The sequence below is a fragment of the Bacillus sp. YBWC18 genome, from assembly GCF_002998775.1.
In the GTDB taxonomy this organism is placed as follows: Bacteria; Bacillota; Bacilli; order Bacillales; family Bacillaceae; genus Bacillus.
Genome location: NZ_PVRI01000002.1, coordinates 379,670 through 397,943, shown reverse-complemented (window position 1 = coordinate 397,943; position 18,274 = coordinate 379,670). Strand labels below are relative to the sequence as shown.

The following is an 18,274-nucleotide window of genomic DNA, read 5'->3' as shown; positions in this document are numbered from 1 at the left end:
CTACAATGAGTAATTCTAGCATCATCGTTGTCGGAGGCGGCTTAGCTGGTCTCATGGCAACTATCAAAGCAGCAGAAGCGGGAACAGCTGTTAAACTATTTTCAATCGTACCTGTGAAACGTTCGCATTCTGTCTGTGCACAGGGCGGAATCAACGGAGCGGTCAATACAAAAGGTGAAGGGGATTCACCTTATGAGCATTTTGATGACACGGTGTATGGCGGAGATTTCTTAGCCAACCAGCCGCCAGTAAAGGCAATGTGTGAAGCAGCGCCGTCCATTATCCACTTACTTGATCGGATGGGTGTCATGTTTAACAGAACACCAGAGGGATTACTGGACTTCCGCCGCTTCGGGGGAACACAGCACCACCGTACAGCATTTGCTGGAGCTACAACAGGTCAGCAGCTATTATATGCACTAGATGAGCAGGTTCGCCGCTATGAAGTAGCAGGGCTTGTCACGAAATATGAAGGCTGGGAATTCCTTGGCGCTGTGTTAGATGACGAGGAAGTATGCCGAGGCATTGTCGCGCAGAACTTGACGACAATGGAAATTGAATCCTTCCGTTCAGATGCAGTGATCATGGCAACTGGTGGTCCTGGAATTGTGTTCGGTAAATCAACGAACTCGATGATCAACACTGGATCTGCTGCATCCATCGTCTATCAGCAAGGTGCTCATTACGCAAATGGAGAATTCATTCAAATTCACCCAACAGCGATCCCTGGAGATGACAAGCTTCGTCTCATGAGTGAATCGGCTCGTGGTGAAGGCGGACGTGTTTGGACATATAAAGACGGGAAGCCTTGGTACTTCCTTGAAGAAAAATACCCAGCATACGGGAACCTTGTACCGCGTGATATCGCAACGCGTGAAATCTTCGACGTATGTGTCGAGCAAAAGCTTGGCATCAACGGAGAGAACATGGTATACCTCGATCTTTCTCATAAAGATCCAAAAGAACTTGATATTAAACTTGGCGGCATCATTGAAATCTATGAAAAATTCATGGGTGATGACCCGCGTAAGCTCCCAATGAAAATTTTCCCTGCTGTTCATTATTCAATGGGCGGATTATGGGTTGATTATGATCAAATGACGAATATCAAAGGTCTATTCGCTGCCGGAGAATGTGATTACTCTATGCACGGCGGAAACAGACTTGGTGCAAACTCACTGCTTTCTGCGATTTACGGCGGGATGGTCGCTGGACCAAATGCGGTCAAGTACATTAGCGGCCTTGAAAAATCTGCGGAAGACCTATCTTCTGCAACATTTGACAGCGCTGTGAAGAAAGAGCAGGAGAAATGGGACAACATCCTCAACATGGACGGAACAGAAAATGCATACGTGCTTCATAAAGAGCTTGGAGAATGGATGACGGATAACGTCACAGTGGTTCGTTACAATGAAAAACTCTTAAAAACAGATCAGAAGATCGAAGAATTAATGGAGCGCTACAAGCAGATTAACATCAACGATACAGCTTCATGGAGCAACCAAGGCGCTGCCTTCACACGTCAGCTTGACAACATGCTTCAGCTGGCAAGAGTCATTACGATTGGGGCATACAACCGGAATGAAAGCCGAGGCGCACACTACAAACCGGATTTCCCAGAAAGAAACGATGAAGAATTCCTAAAAACAACGATGGCTACGTTCAAAGGGAAAAATCAAAAGCCTGCATTCCACTATGAGGACGTCGATGTATCGTTAATTGCACCTCGTAAACGAGATTACTCGAAGAAAAAGGTGGAGAAATAAGATGAGTGAAAAAAACACGATTCAATTCATTATCACACGTCAAGATACAGCAGATGGAAAGCCTTATGATGAAGAATTCGAAATCCCTTACCGCCCAAATATGAACGTCATTTCCGCCCTTATGGAAATAAGACGGAACCCGGTCAATAAACAAGGGGAAAAAACAACAGCGATTAACTGGGATATGAACTGTCTTGAAGAGGTGTGCGGAGCTTGTTCCATGGTCATTAATGGAACACCGCGCCAGTCATGTACAGCACTCATCGATCAGTTAGATCAGCCGATTCGTCTTCAGCCGATGAAGACATTCCCGGTTGTGAGAGACTTGCAGGTTGATAGAAGCCGGATGTTCAATTCCTTGAAAAAGGTGAAAGCATGGGTACCGATCGATGGCACATATGATCTCGGTCCTGGACCAAGAATGCCTGAGAAAAAACGTCAATGGGCGTATGAGCTTTCTAAATGTATGACATGTGGTGTCTGCCTTGAAGCTTGTCCAAACGTGAATGATAAGTCTTCCTTTATGGGCCCTGCACCGCTTTCACAAGTCCGTTTATTTAACGCACATCCGACAGGTGCGATGAATAAGTCTGACCGTCTAGAAGAAATTATGGGGGACGGCGGTCTTGCGAACTGCGGGAACTCCCAAAACTGTGTGCAGGCTTGTCCGAAAGGAATCCCGCTGACAACGTCAATTGCAGCACTTAACCGAGATACAACTTTACAAGCATTCCGTAACTTCTTCGGAAGCGATCACGCAGAATAACATCACATTCAGTCCTCTTTGCCAATCATGATGAGTGTTTAAGAGGCTGGATGCAACATATAAACAAACGCCTCTTCCAATACGGGAGAGGCGTTTTGTTTCCAAATAAGGAGATGATCAAGTGAGATTGCCGTCATATATTGAAGAACCATTTGAAGAGTGGAGGGCATCCTTTCGATTTTATGTCGAAACCACCGTTCGTTTTTCAGAAACGGATATGTTTGGCCATATGAACAATGTCACCCCTTTTGTGTATTTCGAAGAGGCACGAATTGCCTTTTTTCAAAAGACGGGAATTGTTGATAAACGGATGAAACGTGTGAGGGAGACCATTACAGTCGTCGCAAACCTGCAATGTGATTACATCAAGCAGGTAGAGATTGGGGAGAGGCTTCGTGTGTATGTCAAGCCGGAAAAGGTCGGATCAAGCTCACTCATCCTTCATTATTTAGGAGAAAATGAGCAGCAGGAACCTTGCTTTACAGGCTCAGTCACCATGGTGCAAATTAGTAAAGACACAGGCGCATCTGTCCCGTTTACAGAGGAAGAAAAAGAGACGTTTCAGGCGCAGCGAAATGAGTAACATGCTGGCTCATCAACATGCACGCTTCATTTTGTTATAATAAAAGCATCATATCAAGAAGAAACAAGAGGAGAACACATGAAGATTTTTCAATATGACACCATTGATAGTACAAATAATGAAGCGAAAAGGCTCATGCAGCAAGGAGAAAAGCCCTCATTTGCTGTCTATGCACGCCAGCAGACAGCAGGAAGAGGCAGACTCGGCAGGCCGTGGGAAACACCTTTAGGGAATGTGGCGGTCACCATGACAGTCTTACCGCCAGCAGAACTCTCCACCCAGTCAACGATCGCCCCGCTGACAGCACTAGCAATCTATGATGTTCTGAAACCACTCATGAGAGCGGAGGATCGGCTGGCGATCAAATGGCCTAATGATATTCTCATTAATGAAGCAAAGGTATCCGGCACATTAATTGAAGCAGACCGCAGTTCCATTTATATCGGTGTTGGCATCAATGTAGAGACGAAGCCGGAGCATGTCCCGTACAAAACCATTTGCTTATCAGAGCTGACAGAGGTGAAAGCCGATCAGCTAGTGAAAGAACTGGCAGCGGCTTTTGAAAAGTACCATTCACGCTGGCAGAATGAAGGGTTTCAAGCACTCACTGCCCTCTATAACAAACGGTTATATCGTCTCAACAAGCCCCTTCGCATTTCGTTAGATCGTGAAAAACAAACATGGGAAGAAGGCATTTGCTGCGGAGTCAACCGCTACGGTCATCTCCAGTTAAAAGATGAGAAAGGGCAGATAAAAGCTCATTCTGCTGGAGATATTGATGCCCCGCTTCAACATTAAAAAAAGCAGACGATGTTCTCGTCTGCTTTAGGCTTCTCTTTTGATCTGAGGCTGCACGATATAGTCTTGTTTTGTAAAGACAACCCCGTCTAGAATTTCTCTTGCGGTTCGAATGACTTTGACTCTGTTTTGAGAGATGTCAATTTCAGTTTGCATAATCCCAGCAGGATGCCCAATACGAAGTGTGTCGTCATGCCCTTTAAACAGCTGAGCCGGAAGCGTTTCATCCAAGAAACAGCTGGCTGTCACGCAGACAGAGCCGGTAATGGCAAGTGCTTGGTGCGGTCTTTGCATCGATAGCATACGAACGATGATGTCCATATCGGCTACTCTTCTCAAGATTCCATTAGTATCTACATAATCAGCAGGCTCGCTAATGAGCGCAAGCTTTGGAACAGCTGGAGACTGTAATGTCGCCATTTCTTTTGGTGCAAAGTGACACATTTCAGCAGCGATAGAACGAATTTCTTCTAAATCATCCAATAATTCGTCTGTAAACTCTTCAGGCAATTCAGTTCCTTTTAATTGAATATCTTTGGCACGAATAAAGGCAATTGGATTTGCAATGTCAACAATCGAGATGGGAATCTCTCCAAACTTTGTTTGAATCGTATCAATTTTGTTTCCAGTCGGAAAGGTTTTACCTGTGACAGCACCTTCAGGATTTTCAAAAGATAAATAAATGGGAGAACCTGTCCCTTTTACTCCTGGAATTTCTGCCTGTCCCTCAAATTTTACTTCTCCATTTTCGACTTCGACCTCTGCTGTAATGACTTTATTTGTGTTGGTATTGAGGATACGTACAGTCGTAATGGGCTCGACCGCTTGAACAAGTCCTTTAATGATGGCATATGGTCCAACAGCTGATGAGATGTTCCCACAGTTTCCTTTAAAGTCGACAAATCTCTCATTAATGCTGACTTGTGCAAATGTATAGTTCACATCCACATCTGGGCGGGTGGCTTTATCGATAATGGCCACTTTGCTTGTTAAAGAATTACCGCCGCCGATTCCATCGACCTGCAGCCGGTCAGGGCTGCCCATAATGTCTAGTAGAAATGCCTCGAGCTCATCGTGTTCAAATGGTGCATTGTTTGCTTGAATGAATACCCCTTTACTTGTACCGCCTCGCATGATTGTGATTGGAACTTTTCTCATTACTCTCACCCTCAATTTTTTAATGAACTGTTTATCTAATCAAAATGGTAAAGTATAATAAGAAATAAGTTAAATACATTATTTTGAGAATAATCGATAAAAATATTTTATAATTAGTAAAAAAGGAGGGCATAAAATGGATGAAAAAGATTGGCGGTTTCTAAAGGTGCTTTATGAAGAAAAGAACATCACAAAAGCGGCAGAAAAATTATTTGTCTCTCAGCCTGCCTTAAGCTATCGATTGAAACAGCTTGAAGAGGAGTTTGATATGAAGCTTTTCTTTAAAAGAAAACGAGGAATCGAATTTACGTCAGAGGGCGAGTACTTGGCTAAATACGCAAATGACATGCTCAAACAGCTCCAACAAACGAAAGATGGCATGCTGAATATGCAAAAAAAGGTCAAAGGGACAATTCGGTTAGGGGTCTCAAGTAACTTTGCTCAGTATAAGCTGCCAGAAATTTTAAAAGAATTTTCTAAGCAGTATCCACATGTTCAATTTATGGTAAACACAGGCTGGAGCACAAAAGTCATGGATTTATTAGGGACATCAAGTGTACATTTAGGCATTTTAAGAGGGGATTACGACTGGAATGGAGAACGGTTTTTGCTCGATAAAGAGCGGCTTTGTATCATTTCAAAATCAGAAATCCAGCTGAAAGACCTCCCAAATCTGCCGCTCATTGACTATCATACAGATAGTTCATTAAAACGATTGATTAACAGATGGTGGCAGGAAACGTTCACCATGCCTCCACTTGTGACGATGGAGACAGACCGCCAGGATACATCAAAAGAGATGGTCAAGCATGGTTTAGGTTATGCCATTGTCCCAGAAATTTGCCTCAGACCAAGTGATGAGTTATTTGTAAAAGGTCTTTCGTATAAAGATGGACAGCCTGTTTTAAGAGATACATGGCTTATGTACCAGCCAGACTCCCTTCATTTATCTGTTGTGAAAGCGTTCATTGAGTTTTTAAGAAATCAGCAAGGTTAATTATAAAAGAAATTTATTGAATATACGAAAAAATCGATATTTTCATTATAAAAAAAGCTATTATATCCTTGAAATAGAAAGCGCTAACATGTAGGTTGCAAGTGCAAAGGGGCGCTTGCAGATCATGTGAAGAAGAGGATGGAGGGATATGAAGTGCTAGCTATTTTAGGGATCTTGATGGTCTTGACATTTACATTTCTTATTATGACGAAACGTATGCATCCGGTGGTGGCTTTAACCGTTGTACCTATCGTATTTGCATTGATCGGTGGGTTTTACAGTGGATTAGGGGATATGATGCTTGATGGACTCAAAACGGTTGCGCCGTCTGCTGCTTTATTGTTATTTGCTATTTTATTTTTTGGTGTCATGCTGGATGCTGGATTATTTGACCCTCTGATTAAACTCATTTTACGTATTGTGAAAGGTGATCCTGTCAAAATTGCTTTTGGGGTAGCAATTTTGTCTATGCTTGTTGCATTAGATGGTGATGGAACAACAACTTACATGATTACCGTATCAGCTATGCTGCCACTTTTCTTAAGAATTGGGATGAACCCGTTAATTTTAGGAACGATTTCATTATTGTCTTTAGGAATTATGAGCGGAATGACGCCTTGGGGCGGTCCGGCAACCCGTGCCATCGCGGCGCTTGGATTAGATGCTGGTGAATTTTTTATTCCATTACTTCCAACAATGGTTGGAGGCGGTCTTTTTATTCTTTTTACTGCGTATGTGCTTGGAAAAAAAGAGCGGAAACGAATTGGGGTTGCAGAGATTCAGTACAAAGAAGAGGCCTCGATCTCCCCTGAATTGGCAGCGTCAATCGAAGATGGAGTAGAAGACATGAAAAGACCCAACCTCATTTGGGTTAACTTCTTCTTGACGATTGCGGTGATGGCGACACTTGTTTTAGATATCGTACCGATTCCAGTTCTCTTTTTAATTGGATTTGTCATCGCTCTCATGATCAACTATCCAAAGGTTGAAGATCAGCGCGAGCGAATTTTATCGCATGCAGGAAATGCCTTAACGGTCATTACCCTTGTGTTTGCAGCAGGAATTTTCACAGGCATTTTTTCGGGGACAAAAATGGTGGAGTCCATTGCTAATTTGGTCATTTACATGATTCCGGATTCCTACAGCTCATTTTTTCCACTCATTGTCGCTTTAACGAGTATGCCATTTACATTTGTTCTTTCAAATGATGCTTACTATTTCGGAGTGCTGCCAATCTTGGCTGAAGCCGGCGCAGCATACGGAATTGATCCGGTGGAGATTGCACGTGCCTCTATTATAGGACAGCCTGTTCACTTGCTGAGCCCTCTTGTGGCTTCAACGCTGCTTCTTGTCAGTATGCTGAACAAAGATATTGGCGATTTGCAAAAATACGCACTGCTGTGGACTGTGTTAACAGCCCTTTTTACAACATTGATCGCTTTGTTAACAGGAGCCATTTCTATCTTTTAAATACGTGTATGAAAAGGACGATGTCTCGGATAGGAGACTCGTCCTTTTTTGTGCTGATAAAAGCGCACAAATTGGACGCTCATATGCGGGAATTCTCGATTTTAACGTCACCTACCTCGGGCACCCGGCATATGATATCTCGACTATACAGAATCCCATTCTATAGAGACTAGAGCTCTCACCTTAGCAAGGAGGGTTACAATACTTGAAGGAGAAAGAGTTTCAATCCAAGCCGCTATTAACCAAAAGAGAAAGAGAAGTATTCGAATTGCTCGTCCAAGATAAAACAACTAAAGAAATTGCAAGCGAGCTTTTTATTAGCGAAAAGACTGTTCGAAATCATATTTCGAATGCCATGCAAAAGCTAGGAGTCAAAGGTCGTTCACAGGCCGTCGTCGAGCTTCTGCGTATGGGTGAGCTAGAGCTCTAAAGTCAGCCGGTTTTCCTTCCACACTAGGGAGGAACCGGTTATTTCTATATGGTTTCCATGAGTCTCTTCTTGCATTTTCTCTGAAAAACGAGGAAAATAGGAATGTACGTTTTAATCAAAGTGAGATGCTATAGTGAGGTATCAATGAAATGGAAACGAATGAGTTCGACCATGTAGCAGAGATTGAGAAATCATTGCGCCATATTGCTGCAATTATTAAGCAAAAAGGCAGAGAAATCCTGAATCAATATACGATTACACCTCCTCAATTTGTAGGGCTTCAGTGGCTTTATGAATTCGGAGATATGACAATAGGTGAGCTATCACAAAAGATGTATTTGGCTTGCAGTACAACCACCGACTTAATTGATCGAATGGAGAAAAGTGAACTTGTTGAACGAGTAAAAGATCCTTCTGACCGCCGCGTGGTTCGCATTCATTTATTACCTGAAGGCGAGCGGATCATTCAAGAAGTGATTATCAAACGCCAAGAATACGTCAGTGAACTTCTAGGGGCTTTCTCAGAAGAAGAAGCCATCGTTTTCAACCAATCCTTAACGAAACTACAGCAGCAAATGAAAAGAAAATGAGGCGATTTTGTTGGATCAACCAATCGGCGTGATTGATTCCGGCGTCGGCGGTTTAACCGTTGCAAAGGAAATCATGAGACAACTGCCAAAAGAAAAAATCATTTACGTAGGCGATACAAAACGGTGCCCGTATGGCCCTCGGAAAGAAGAAGAGGTTCTTCAATATACTTGGGAAATGGCACACTACTTATTAAGACATCACCATATTAAAATGCTCGTCATCGCATGCAACACAGCGACGGCGATCGCACTAGATGAAATCAAAGCAACGCTTGATATTCCGGTCATTGGCGTGATTCAGCCCGGCGCCCGTACAGCCATCAAGGTGACAAACAATCAGCAGATTGGTGTCATTGGTACAGCCAATACGATCAAAAGCGAGGCATACAAAGAAGCACTGCTATCCCTAAAAGCAGGACTAGCGGTTCAAAGTCTGGCATGTCCGCTGCTTGTCCCATTTGTGGAAAGCGGTACATTTTTAGATCAGACAGCAGATGAAGTCGTGAAAGATTCCCTTGAACCAATGAAAGAAACAGGAATTGATACGCTCATTCTTGGCTGCACGCACTATCCGATTTTAAAAGAGCCGATTCAGCGCTTTATGGGCAGTGATGTGAGCATTATTTCATCAGGGGATGAGACAGCTAGAGAAGCCAGTACGATTCTTTCCTATAAAGGGCTGTTAAACACTTCTCAAGAAGCACCTGTTCATACATTTTATACAACAGGGCAGCAGCAAAATTTTCAAAACATCGCTCGTGACTGGTTTGGCTACCTCCCAGGGAAGGTCGAAACCGTATCACTTGAACAGGTCTATCAGCAATAACCCGCTTCTTCTTGAGGTGGGTTATTTTTTTATGAAAAGGGTCTAATCCACATGAGGAGCTCGTATACATAGTAGTACAAACTACTAGAGGAGGGTAAAGTATGCTGAAAAAAGGATCTACAGCAGCTGTGACGTGTATCGCGTCAGCCATGCTTTTGTCAGGATGCGGATTGTTTCAAACAGACCAAGCGAAAACAGAGATTGACCCGCCACAAAACGTCACATATGTGAAAGAAAATAAAGAAGATAAACAAACAGCCAAAGAAGGAAAAGAAGAGAAGAAGGCAGATACAGTCATGAGAGAATTATATTTAATTGATAAAAACGGGTATGTCGTCTCTCAATCCATTCCGCTGCCGAAAAACGAAGGAAGTGCCAAACAAACCCTTGAATATCTCGTGGACGGAGGACCGATTTCTAACCTCATGCCAAATGGGTTCCGAGCTGTTTTGCCGGCCGACACGAGCGTATCTGTCGACATTAAAGACGGAACGGCCGTAGTGGATTTTTCAAATGAATTTAAAAACTATAAAAAAGAAGACGAACAGCGCATCCTGCAATCTGTCACTTGGACGTTAACGCAGTTTGATTCTGTCGCCAAAGTCAAATTGAAAATGAATGGACATGAACTAAAAGAAATGCCTGTGAACGGTACACCGATCTCCGATGATTTAAGCAGAGAAGACGGTATAAATATTCAGCACGAGGCTGCCGCTGATATGACATCGACAAAGCCGGTGACGGTTTACTACTTAGCTGAATCTGATGAACAGACGTACTATGTTCCTGTGACCAAAAGAGCGCCAAAAGACGAGGATGATCCGATTACAGCAGCCATTGATGAGCTCGTCTCTGGACCAAGCAAAAAAAGCCATTTGCTCACAGACTTTGATCAAGATGTAAAGCTGAATGATGTCCCGAAAGTAAAAGACGGACATGTGACACTTGATTTCAACGAATCCATTTTTGGCAGTGCAGATGAAAAGAAAAAGGTCATTTCACAAAAAGTTCTTGATAGCATTGTGCTCACATTAACAGAGCTGCCGGACGTCAAAAGCGTATCGGTTAAGGTAAACGGCAAGGCTGAGCTTGTGAACGAAAAAGGAGCAGAGCTGACAAAGCCGGTTTCAAGACCAGAACAAGTGAATACAGGTAGTTTTTAACGGCACACATTGATATAATGGAGAAAAAGAGGCATGCATATTCGCTGCCTCTTTTTTATTCCAAGCGATTAGAACGAGCCTAGGTTGTCAAAGTTAGTAGGAGAACCCCGCTGGCACCCGCGCGGAATGTATATCGTAATGGAGGTAAATCATGAGATTAGATGAAAGACAATATGACGAATTAAGAAAAGTTGAAATAGAGGCAGGCTACATTAAGCATCCAGAAGGCTCTGTCTTAATCTCATCGGGAAATACGAAGGTGATTTGTAACGCATCCATCGAAGACCGCGTACCTCCTTTTTTAAGAGGAGAAGGAAAAGGCTGGATTACAGCAGAATATAGCATGCTTCCAAGAGCAACCGCACAAAGAACGATGAGAGAATCTTCTAAAGGAAAAGTGACAGGACGTACAATGGAGATTCAGCGCTTAATTGGACGAGCACTCCGTGCAGTCGTTGACTTAGAAAAGCTTGGCGAACGCACGATTTGGATTGACTGTGATGTCATTCAAGCAGACGGCGGAACACGCACAGCATCCATTACCGGTGCTTTTGTCGCCATGACACTTGCGATTCAAAAGCTTCGAGCAGAAGGAGTTATCAAAGAAAACCCGATCACTGATTATTTAGCGGCGATATCCGTCGGAATTGATTCTCAGCAGGGTCTTCTGTTAGATTTAAATTATGAAGAAGATTCTTCAGCTGAAGTAGATATGAATGTCATCATGACAGGCGCTGGACGCTTTGTTGAACTTCAAGGGACAGGCGAAGAAGCGACATTCTCAAGAGAACAGCTAAACGGACTGCTTGATTTAGCCGAAAAGGGCATCAAAGAATTAATCGAAAAGCAAAAAGCAGTGACAGGAGAAGTCATCGAATAAAAAGAAGGGTTTGATCAGGATGAAAACAGCCATCATTGCAACGCACAATGCGGGCAAAGCGAAAGAATTCAAAGCCATTCTTGAGCCAAAAGGATTCACGGTCAAAACACTAGCAGACATCGGCTTTACTGAAGAGATTGAAGAAACAGGACAAACCTTCGAAGAAAATGCCATCATCAAAGCCGAGGCGATTCAAGCCAAAGCAGGTGAAATGGTCATTGCAGACGATTCCGGTTTGTCGATTGACTATCTTGGCGGAAAACCTGGCGTATATTCAGCGAGATACGCTGGTGAGCATAAAAACGATGCTGAGAATGTGGAAAAAGTGCTGAGCGAACTGCAAGGAATTGAAAAAGAAGACCGCACAGCCAGATTCAGATGTGCCCTGGCTGTCAGCATACCGGGCAAAGAAACAAAGACGGTAGAAGGATCAGTAGAAGGCTTCATCGCAGAGGAACCAATCGGCGAAAACGGCTTCGGATACGACCCCATTTTCATCGTCAAAGACAAAGACCAGACGATGGCCGAGTTATCACCAGAGGAGAAAAACAAGATCAGCCATCGAGCGGTCGCGCTTCAAAAGCTTTCATCACTGCTAGACGCAAATGAATAAGGGGGAATGAAGCCATGAAGATACTCATCATGAGTGACAGTCATGGACTCACAGACGAACTTCAAACCATTGCCAAACGGCACGCGGCTGAAGTCGACATGATGATTCACTGCGGAGATTCAGAACTCGAAACGAACCACCCAGCACTCGAAGGATACAAAGTCGTCAAAGGAAATTGTGACTTTATGGGCGATTTTGAAGAAGAGCTCCTGCTCCCACTTGATGGAGGCGGAAAACTATTTCTCACTCACGGACATCTGCATGGCATCAAACAATCCTTGCTTCAAGTCTACTACCGTGCAGAAGAGCTGGGCGCAGACATTATCTGCTTTGGCCACTCGCACATCCCAGGCAGTGAACTGCTAAGAGGAAAACTGCTCATTAACCCAGGCAGCGTGCACCTGCCAAGAATGCGTAAAGAGCGCAGCTATGCGATACTGACACTAGATGGAAGCGAAGCAAACGTACAGTTTTTCACAGACGAAGGTCTGGTCATACAAGACCTCGAAAACACTGTCACATTGGAAGGTATTTCATAAGGGTGCAGCATTTGCCCCTTATGAAAAAAACTTTCGAAAAACCGTTGACTTTAAAGAACAATAGTAATATAATAAATCTTGTCGGTGAGGTACTCACCAACAGAACACTACATAACAACATGTCCCAGTAGCTCAGCTGGATAGAGCAACGCCCTTCTAAGGCGTCGGTCGGGAGTTCGAATCTCTCCTGGGACGTACTAAATTAAAAGCTTGAAATCCTTGATATGAAAGGATTTCAAGCTTTTTTCGTTTGTTGAAACTTAAGTTCGGTTTTTTGCTTAAAATTAGTTTTTTGGGAGCGGGTTGAGGGCGGATTTTTAACGGCCATTTATCTTCCAACAGTAATGGATTGAGAGGTTACAATCAGTTAGGAACTATAGCTCCCTAAACGTGGAGTTAATTTTTCTTTTTCCTGTAGTCCTTTATTAAGCTTGAAACAACTAAACCCATAACACCGAAAGCCACAATATAAAATAAAACATTTGTTACAGGTGTATCAATTTTCCCTAAGATCATCACAAGGGCAATAATAGCGCTGGGTAAAGTAATTAATAACATTTTGGATGGCTTGATTTGCTGCGTCACTGAATGACCTCCTGGTTAATCCATTATATGTATATTTTGGTTAATTTTAGCATATAGAGATTGTACGAACAACATAAGGTCGGATAGCAATCTACTTTAAGAGCGGAACAAACGAAACTTGTTAATTTTGTGGAAATTATTTCAATTGAATCTTTTGTGTAATAAAATGTATATGATATATACAAAGGGGTGAGGAGGCGGTGAAGCATTTTTTAACGGCAATCGTAGTGGCTATCATTGTTTATGTTGCAGATGATCGGTTGAGCATGTTTCCGTTGATGCTGATTTTAGCGATTGCGATCTATATCGTAAGCAGTATTAGCGAAACATTGATTAAGAAATATTCAAAAGAAATAGTTAATAACATAGCATGACAAGGTGGACATTGCTATGTTTACAACAGGCTTCGGTGACGGGATGTATCCAAGCTTTTGGGGGCTGGATGATGAAAACGGAGAACCTGCTTGCCTTGTGACGGATTTTCTAATAATGGATTGATGAGAAACCCATGAAATCATGGGTTCTTTTTATTGTTCTTTGTATATAGACTCAGGCAATGTTTAATAGAATTTATCTTTTTAAGCGGATTTCTTTAGTAATTTTGATGCCTTTTTACTATTAATTTCTCTTAAAAAGATCAATTATTCTATAAAAATTAAAAAACACTCCGATAATGAAGAAGTAAGATAATGAAAAGGGAGTGTTATTTTTGAAAAAATGGATCGTCATGATATTACTAGTAATCCTTTCATTCACGCAGTCATTTCAAATGGTACATGCGGCGAAGGATGAATGGAATCAATTAGCTGATTTGCCCACAGCTAGAGTGGGAGCTGTAGCTAATGCTGTGGATGGGAAAATTTATGTGATTGGTGGGTTCAATGCGTTTAATGAAACGTTAGAATATGATCCTTCTATCGATAAGTGGACTAAAAAGAAAGATATACCTACTGGTAGAGGAGGAGCAGCATCAGTAGTAGTAGGTTCAAAAATTTATGTCCTTGCTGGAAAACATACGGGTTTTACTTATGATAAGTTCGAAGTGTATGATACAAAAAATGATGAATGGGAAACGCTACCTGATATTCCCTTTGTTAGCAAATCAAAAGGCTCATATAACGTTCAAGCGGGTGTTATTGGAAATAAAATTTATGTATTTGGTGGAAAAGAGTTTTTTAGCTATGACCTTTCTGAGCAAACATGGAAAGAAGAAGCCCCTCTAAATGTTAAAATCAAAGGAGCAATCGGTCTAGTATTAGATGAGAAGTTTTACATCTTTGGCCAAAACGATAACCATGAAGTTTTTGAATTTGACGCTAAAAAAGAAGTTTGGACTGCAAAGAAAAAAGGATTTGTCAATGGTTATTTGAATGGTGTATCTTATAAAAATAACATGGTGTTTCCCGCTAGTTCACCAAGAAATTTAATTGTATATGATACTGAACAAGAAGAATTAGTTAGAATAGATGTGCCTTACCACAATATGCGTATAGGAGCTTCATCAGTAGTTGTTGGGGATATGTTATACCTTTTAGGCGGTCGAGATTATAATTTGAATTATACAGAGACTGCAGACAAAAACTACAAATCTGTTATCTCTTTATCTTTAAAAGACCTAAAATTTCCAAACAACACAGAAACACCCGGTGACAAAGACCCGGATCCAGCAACCCCACCAAAAGATGATTCAACAAATCCAGGCGACAAACACCCAGAACCAACCACACCGCCTAAAGACGATGCAATCGATGAAGACGGAGATGCTCTTCTCATCATCACAATGGTCAATGGTTTGCAAAAAGAGTATGACCTCTCCATGAAAGAAGTCAACGCCTTCCTATCTTGGTACAAAAAGCGTGATGCCGGAGAAGGACCAGGGTTTTATGAAATTGATGAGCATGACAACAACAAAGGTCCCTTTGAAAGTAAAAAGGATTATGTGGTGTTCAAAAACATTCTCATGTTCGAAGTCAATAAATATAAGAAGTAATTGAAATCAAAGCCATCTAGGCAAACTAGGTGGTTTTTGTGTTTATTCGACAGCTTTCACCAATTTTAAGGCAAATTTAAGCTGGAATTTCATTTCAAATACATTAAATCTTTGTTACAATAAGACAGCTTTGCCTAGAGACACGTTTATCGATTAGACATCTTTCTTTCATGATTTCTTAAAATTTTTATGTTTTGATATGAAACTCTTTTAATGATTCATGCGTCTCTATAAGTGTCAAAAGAAAAGAGGTTATCAATATGCTATTCAAAAAACTATCAGAAAATAAGTCTGTAAAATGGATAGGATATACAAGTTTTTACTTACTTATTTTGCTATTATTGTTCTTTATTTACGGATTCCATACAGCAAATACGGGATCATTCATTTACAACGATTTTTAATTGGAGATTAGACTATGAAACTATTACACACGATTCATGAATACCAACAAACGAAACCAACACAGCCAGTATTTGTTTCTCAACATGCTTCGATCACATATGATGAGCTTTGGCATCTATCAGACCAAATGGCTGGTGCGATCGATGCGGTTGCAACAGACAGTGCACCTGTCATTGTATACGGTCATATGGAGCCAGAGATGCTGATTTCTTTCTTAGGCAGTGTGAAATCAGGCAGACCTTATATTCCGGTCGACATCTCAATCCCTGCCGAGCGTATCGTCTCAATTATTGAAAGCTCAAAAGCCAGTCTGTTGATTTGTGCAAATGAGCAGAATGTATTAGATGTAGAAGAACACATTGAAGTGAAAAGTGCGGCATCTCTTTTAGCTCTTGAAAAAGAAGCACCGCCATCCTCGCAGTGGGTTCAACAGGATGATGTCTTTTACATCATTTATACGTCTGGCAGTACCGGAAAACCGAAAGGCGTTCAGGTAACAGCCAATAATTTAGAAAGCTTTACAGAGTGGATGTGCCGAGACTTTCCAATTGGCGGGGGGCGCACGTTCTTAAATCAAGCACCATTTTCTTTTGACTTATCAGTGATGGATTTGTATCCAGCGCTTCAATCAGGCGGCACGCTTTACTGTTTAGTGAAAGATCTAGTGAATAAGCCGAAGGATATGTTTGCAGCACTCGGTCAATCTGACGTTGAAGTGTGGACATCAACACCTTCCTTTGTGCAAATGTGCTTAATGGACCCTTCCTTTACAGGAGAGCTTTTACCAGAGCTGAAAGTTTTCTTGTTCTGCGGAGAGGCACTTCCTGTATCTGTAGCAAGTGCACTCCTTGAGCGTTTTCCAAAAGCGCAGATCTTTAATACGTATGGTCCGACTGAAGCAACTGTTGCGATCACATCGATTGAAGTCACGCAGGCGATTCTTGATCAGCACGATTCTTTACCAGTCGGCTACGCCAAACCGGATACAGATATCGTCATTTTAGATGAAGAAGGCAAGACCCTTCCTGATGGTGAAAAAGGGGAAATTGTCATCGTAGGGCCAAGCGTCACGAGAGGCTACTTAGGTGAACAAGCCTTAACAGATAAAGTGTTCTTTGAATACGAAGGACGCCCTGCTTACCGTACAGGTGATGCAGGTGTGGCGCAGGATGGTTTGATTACGTGCCACGGCCGTCTGGACTATCAAATTAAGCTGCATGGATACCGGATGGAGCTTGAAGAAATTGAATATCATGTGAGCGAGACAACCTATGTCAATGCTTGTGTGATTGTGCCGTTCCAGCCAAACGGTCATGTGGAGTACTTAATTGCAGCCATTGTTCCAGCAGCGCATTCTTTTGAAAAAGAATATCAGCTGACAAGTGCAATTAAGAAAGAAATGGCGGATTCACTGCCTGCGTACATGATTCCAAGAAAGTTTGTCTATCTTGAGCAGCTGTACATGACGCCAAACGGGAAGGTTGATCGTAAAAGAATCGCGAAAGAGGTTCTTCTATGATTCCGTTTAGTTCATTCTTTTTCTTCATTCTAATTGGTGTTCTTCTTTTGCCGACGATCATTCTTGGTCTTCGCGGCAAAAGAATGCAGGGCTACAACATGTTTGCAACGGTTGTGGCGCTCGCGCTTATTTTCTCAAAGGATGCACATGGCGCATTGCTGCTCTTCTTGTTTACAGTGTGGCAAATCTTGATCATCCGCTTGTACCTTTCGTACCGGCTGAAGGCGAATCAAGCGTCTGTCTTCTATATGGCAGTGGTGGCATCTATTTTGCCGCTTGTACTCTCAAAGGTTTTACCGTTCTTTTTAACTCATCAGCCGCATCAACCGCCGCCAATGAACTGGCTGAGCTTTTTAGGAATCTCGTACCTAACATTTAAAGGTGTCCAGTTAATTATCGAGACAAGAGACGGCTTGATTAAGAAGAAAATTCCGATTCATCGTTTGGTCTATTTCATTGTCTTTTTCCCGACGATTTCATCAGGTCCGATTGATCGTTACCGCCGGTTTGAAAAGGATATGGATACGCCGCCTGAAAAGGAAGCGTACAGTGATCTTCTATACGCTGGTATTCATAAAATTTTTATCGGCTTCTTATATAAGTTCATTATTGGTTATCTGATTCACACGTATATTCTCATGAATATTCATCACATTAGCAGCAGTCACTTTGTTCAACAGTTAACGTATATGTATGCGTACAGTATGTATTTGTTCTTTGACTTCGCTGGGTATACAGCATTTGCTGTTGGTGTGAGTTATATGATGGGCATTAAATCACCAGAAAACTTTAACAAACCGTTTATCAGCCGGAACATTAAAGACTTCTGGAATCGCTGGCACATGTCCCTCTCCTTCTGGTTCAGAGACTACGTGTTTATGAGATTTGTGTTCTTTATGACAAAAAAGAAGTGGATCAAGAACCGTATGGCTGTATCAAATATTGGGTACTTTGTCCTCTTTCTATTGATGGGTGCTTGGCATGGTCTAGCACTTCAATATATTATTTACGGACTATATCACGCAGTTGTGATGTCCGGTTACAATTTATTTGAGAAATGGAATAAAAAGCACAAGTGGTGGCCGGATAATAAGGTCACAATGGTTGTGTCGATCATTATTACATTCCATGTGATTTGTTTCGGATTTTATATTTTTTCAGGAAAACCATTTCATCATTAATCATTAAGGGAGTAG

General features: G+C 42.0%; 21 protein-coding genes and 1 tRNA gene. 20 read left to right on the top strand and 2 right to left on the bottom strand.

What is annotated here, in order from left to right:
- Window positions 1–5 precede the first annotated feature (5 nt).
- From sdhA to C6348_RS08310, 4 genes are all read left to right on the top strand, one after another.
- Window positions 6–1,766, top strand: coding sequence for a succinate dehydrogenase flavoprotein subunit (gene sdhA, locus C6348_RS08325; RefSeq protein ID WP_106042605.1), 1,761 nt, complete (start codon window positions 6–8; stop codon window positions 1,764–1,766).
- A 1-nt stretch (window position 1,767) separates the two neighbouring features.
- Window positions 1,768–2,532, top strand: a complete 765-nt coding sequence (gene sdhB / locus C6348_RS08320) for a succinate dehydrogenase iron-sulfur subunit (protein ID WP_060596956.1) — start codon at window positions 1,768–1,770, stop codon at window positions 2,530–2,532.
- Between the two features lie 121 nt (window positions 2,533–2,653).
- Window positions 2,654–3,115 carry an acyl-CoA thioesterase gene (locus C6348_RS08315; protein WP_060596955.1) on the top strand — a complete coding sequence of 154 codons (462 nt, stop codon included), beginning with the start codon at window positions 2,654–2,656 and terminating at the stop codon, window positions 3,113–3,115.
- A 78-nt stretch (window positions 3,116–3,193) separates the two neighbouring features.
- Window positions 3,194–3,913, top strand: coding sequence for a biotin--[acetyl-CoA-carboxylase] ligase (locus C6348_RS08310; RefSeq protein WP_106042603.1), 720 nt, complete (start codon window positions 3,194–3,196; stop codon window positions 3,911–3,913).
- A gap of 27 nt (window positions 3,914–3,940) precedes the next feature.
- On the opposite strand, the gene C6348_RS08305 is transcribed toward C6348_RS08310, so the two are convergent.
- Window positions 3,941–5,071, bottom strand: coding sequence for a 2-methylaconitate cis-trans isomerase PrpF family protein (locus C6348_RS08305; RefSeq protein WP_106042601.1), 1,131 nt, complete (start codon window positions 5,069–5,071; stop codon window positions 3,941–3,943).
- 136 nt (window positions 5,072–5,207) lie between these two features.
- Here C6348_RS08305 and C6348_RS08300 point away from each other — a divergent pair, with 136 nt between their 5' ends.
- From C6348_RS08300 to C6348_RS08255, 10 genes are all read left to right on the top strand, one after another.
- The gene (locus C6348_RS08300; protein ID WP_024423208.1) at window positions 5,208–6,068 is read left to right on the top strand and encodes a LysR family transcriptional regulator; all 861 of its coding nucleotides are present in this window, start codon (window positions 5,208–5,210) and stop codon (window positions 6,066–6,068) included.
- A 153-nt stretch (window positions 6,069–6,221) separates the two neighbouring features.
- Window positions 6,222–7,538: a CitMHS family transporter gene (locus tag C6348_RS08295; RefSeq protein WP_106042598.1), complete on the top strand. Its 1,317-nt coding sequence runs from the start codon at window positions 6,222–6,224 to the stop codon at window positions 7,536–7,538.
- Window positions 7,539–7,743: 205 nt separating this feature from the next.
- Window positions 7,744–7,968, top strand: coding sequence for a spore germination transcription factor GerE (gene gerE, locus C6348_RS08290; RefSeq protein ID WP_003184172.1), 225 nt, complete (start codon window positions 7,744–7,746; stop codon window positions 7,966–7,968).
- 149 nt (window positions 7,969–8,117) lie between these two features.
- Window positions 8,118–8,558, top strand: coding sequence for a MarR family winged helix-turn-helix transcriptional regulator (locus C6348_RS08285; RefSeq protein WP_106031211.1), 441 nt, complete (start codon window positions 8,118–8,120; stop codon window positions 8,556–8,558).
- Window positions 8,559–8,565: 7 nt separating this feature from the next.
- Window positions 8,566–9,384: a glutamate racemase gene (gene racE, locus C6348_RS08280; protein ID WP_106042597.1), complete on the top strand. Its 819-nt coding sequence runs from the start codon at window positions 8,566–8,568 to the stop codon at window positions 9,382–9,384.
- A gap of 101 nt (window positions 9,385–9,485) precedes the next feature.
- Window positions 9,486–10,547, top strand: coding sequence for a GerMN domain-containing protein (locus tag C6348_RS08275; protein WP_034661739.1), 1,062 nt, complete (start codon window positions 9,486–9,488; stop codon window positions 10,545–10,547).
- A gap of 151 nt (window positions 10,548–10,698) precedes the next feature.
- Window positions 10,699–11,427, top strand: coding sequence for a ribonuclease PH (rph, locus tag C6348_RS08270; protein ID WP_060596912.1), 729 nt, complete (start codon window positions 10,699–10,701; stop codon window positions 11,425–11,427).
- A 10-nt stretch (window positions 11,428–11,437) separates the two neighbouring features.
- Entirely contained in the window at window positions 11,438–12,040 is a 603-nt protein-coding gene (locus C6348_RS08265; protein ID WP_181185471.1) for an XTP/dITP diphosphatase, read from the top strand.
- Between the two features lie 14 nt (window positions 12,041–12,054).
- Complete coding sequence (locus tag C6348_RS08260) at window positions 12,055–12,579, top strand: YfcE family phosphodiesterase (protein ID WP_106039626.1); 525 nt, start codon at window positions 12,055–12,057, stop codon at window positions 12,577–12,579.
- Between the two features lie 121 nt (window positions 12,580–12,700).
- Window positions 12,701–12,774: transfer RNA gene (locus tag C6348_RS08255), tRNA-Arg, on the top strand.
- Between the two features lie 201 nt (window positions 12,775–12,975).
- Here C6348_RS08255 and C6348_RS08250 read toward each other — a convergent pair.
- Window positions 12,976–13,164: a hypothetical protein gene (locus C6348_RS08250; RefSeq protein ID WP_106042595.1), complete on the bottom strand. Its 189-nt coding sequence runs from the start codon at window positions 13,162–13,164 to the stop codon at window positions 12,976–12,978.
- A gap of 200 nt (window positions 13,165–13,364) precedes the next feature.
- Between C6348_RS08250 and C6348_RS08245 the strand changes: the two genes are divergently transcribed.
- The 6 genes from C6348_RS08245 (at window position 13,365) to dltB (ending at window position 18,259) form a co-directional block, all read left to right on the top strand.
- Complete coding sequence (locus C6348_RS08245) at window positions 13,365–13,538, top strand: hypothetical protein (RefSeq protein ID WP_223251544.1); 174 nt, start codon at window positions 13,365–13,367, stop codon at window positions 13,536–13,538.
- Window positions 13,539–13,542: 4 nt separating this feature from the next.
- Window positions 13,543–13,662 (top strand): DUF4241 domain-containing protein, encoded by a 120-nt coding sequence (locus tag C6348_RS08240; RefSeq protein ID WP_316250398.1) that lies wholly within the window; start codon window positions 13,543–13,545, stop codon window positions 13,660–13,662.
- A 211-nt stretch (window positions 13,663–13,873) separates the two neighbouring features.
- Window positions 13,874–15,154, top strand: coding sequence for a Kelch repeat-containing protein (locus C6348_RS08235; protein WP_106042590.1), 1,281 nt, complete (start codon window positions 13,874–13,876; stop codon window positions 15,152–15,154).
- Window positions 15,155–15,408: 254 nt separating this feature from the next.
- On the top strand, window positions 15,409–15,558 hold the full coding sequence (locus tag C6348_RS08230) for a teichoic acid D-Ala incorporation-associated protein DltX (protein WP_024427820.1): 150 nt from the start codon (window positions 15,409–15,411) through the stop codon (window positions 15,556–15,558).
- A 14-nt stretch (window positions 15,559–15,572) separates the two neighbouring features.
- Complete coding sequence (dltA, locus tag C6348_RS08225; RefSeq protein ID WP_106042588.1) at window positions 15,573–17,078, top strand: D-alanine--poly(phosphoribitol) ligase subunit DltA; 1,506 nt, start codon at window positions 15,573–15,575, stop codon at window positions 17,076–17,078.
- Entirely contained in the window at window positions 17,075–18,259 is a 1,185-nt protein-coding gene (dltB, locus tag C6348_RS08220; RefSeq protein ID WP_106031219.1) for a D-alanyl-lipoteichoic acid biosynthesis protein DltB, read from the top strand. The genes dltA and dltB overlap by 4 nt, the downstream gene beginning before the upstream one ends.
- The last annotated feature ends 15 nt before the right edge of the window (window positions 18,260–18,274 follow it).

What these genes read in the sequence shown, in the direction of transcription:
- sdhA (WP_106042605.1), top strand. Translation starts at nt 6, where the DNA reads ATGAGTAATTCTAGCATCATCGTTGTCGGAGGCGGCTTAGCTGGTCTC.
- sdhB (WP_060596956.1), top strand. Translation starts at nt 1,768, where the DNA reads ATGAGTGAAAAAAACACGATTCAATTCATTATCACACGTCAAGATACA.
- C6348_RS08310 (WP_106042603.1), top strand. Translation starts at nt 3,194, where the DNA reads ATGAAGATTTTTCAATATGACACCATTGATAGTACAAATAATGAAGCG.
- C6348_RS08305 (WP_106042601.1), bottom strand. Translation starts at nt 5,071, where the DNA reads ATGAGAAAAGTTCCAATCACAATCATGCGAGGCGGTACAAGTAAAGGG.
- C6348_RS08300 (WP_024423208.1), top strand. Translation starts at nt 5,208, where the DNA reads ATGGATGAAAAAGATTGGCGGTTTCTAAAGGTGCTTTATGAAGAAAAG.
- C6348_RS08285 (WP_106031211.1), top strand. Translation starts at nt 8,118, where the DNA reads ATGGAAACGAATGAGTTCGACCATGTAGCAGAGATTGAGAAATCATTG.
- C6348_RS08275 (WP_034661739.1), top strand. Translation starts at nt 9,486, where the DNA reads ATGCTGAAAAAAGGATCTACAGCAGCTGTGACGTGTATCGCGTCAGCC.
- rph (WP_060596912.1), top strand. Translation starts at nt 10,699, where the DNA reads ATGAGATTAGATGAAAGACAATATGACGAATTAAGAAAAGTTGAAATA.
- C6348_RS08260 (WP_106039626.1), top strand. Translation starts at nt 12,055, where the DNA reads ATGAAGATACTCATCATGAGTGACAGTCATGGACTCACAGACGAACTT.
- dltA (WP_106042588.1), top strand. Translation starts at nt 15,573, where the DNA reads ATGAAACTATTACACACGATTCATGAATACCAACAAACGAAACCAACA.
- dltB (WP_106031219.1), top strand. Translation starts at nt 17,075, where the DNA reads ATGATTCCGTTTAGTTCATTCTTTTTCTTCATTCTAATTGGTGTTCTT.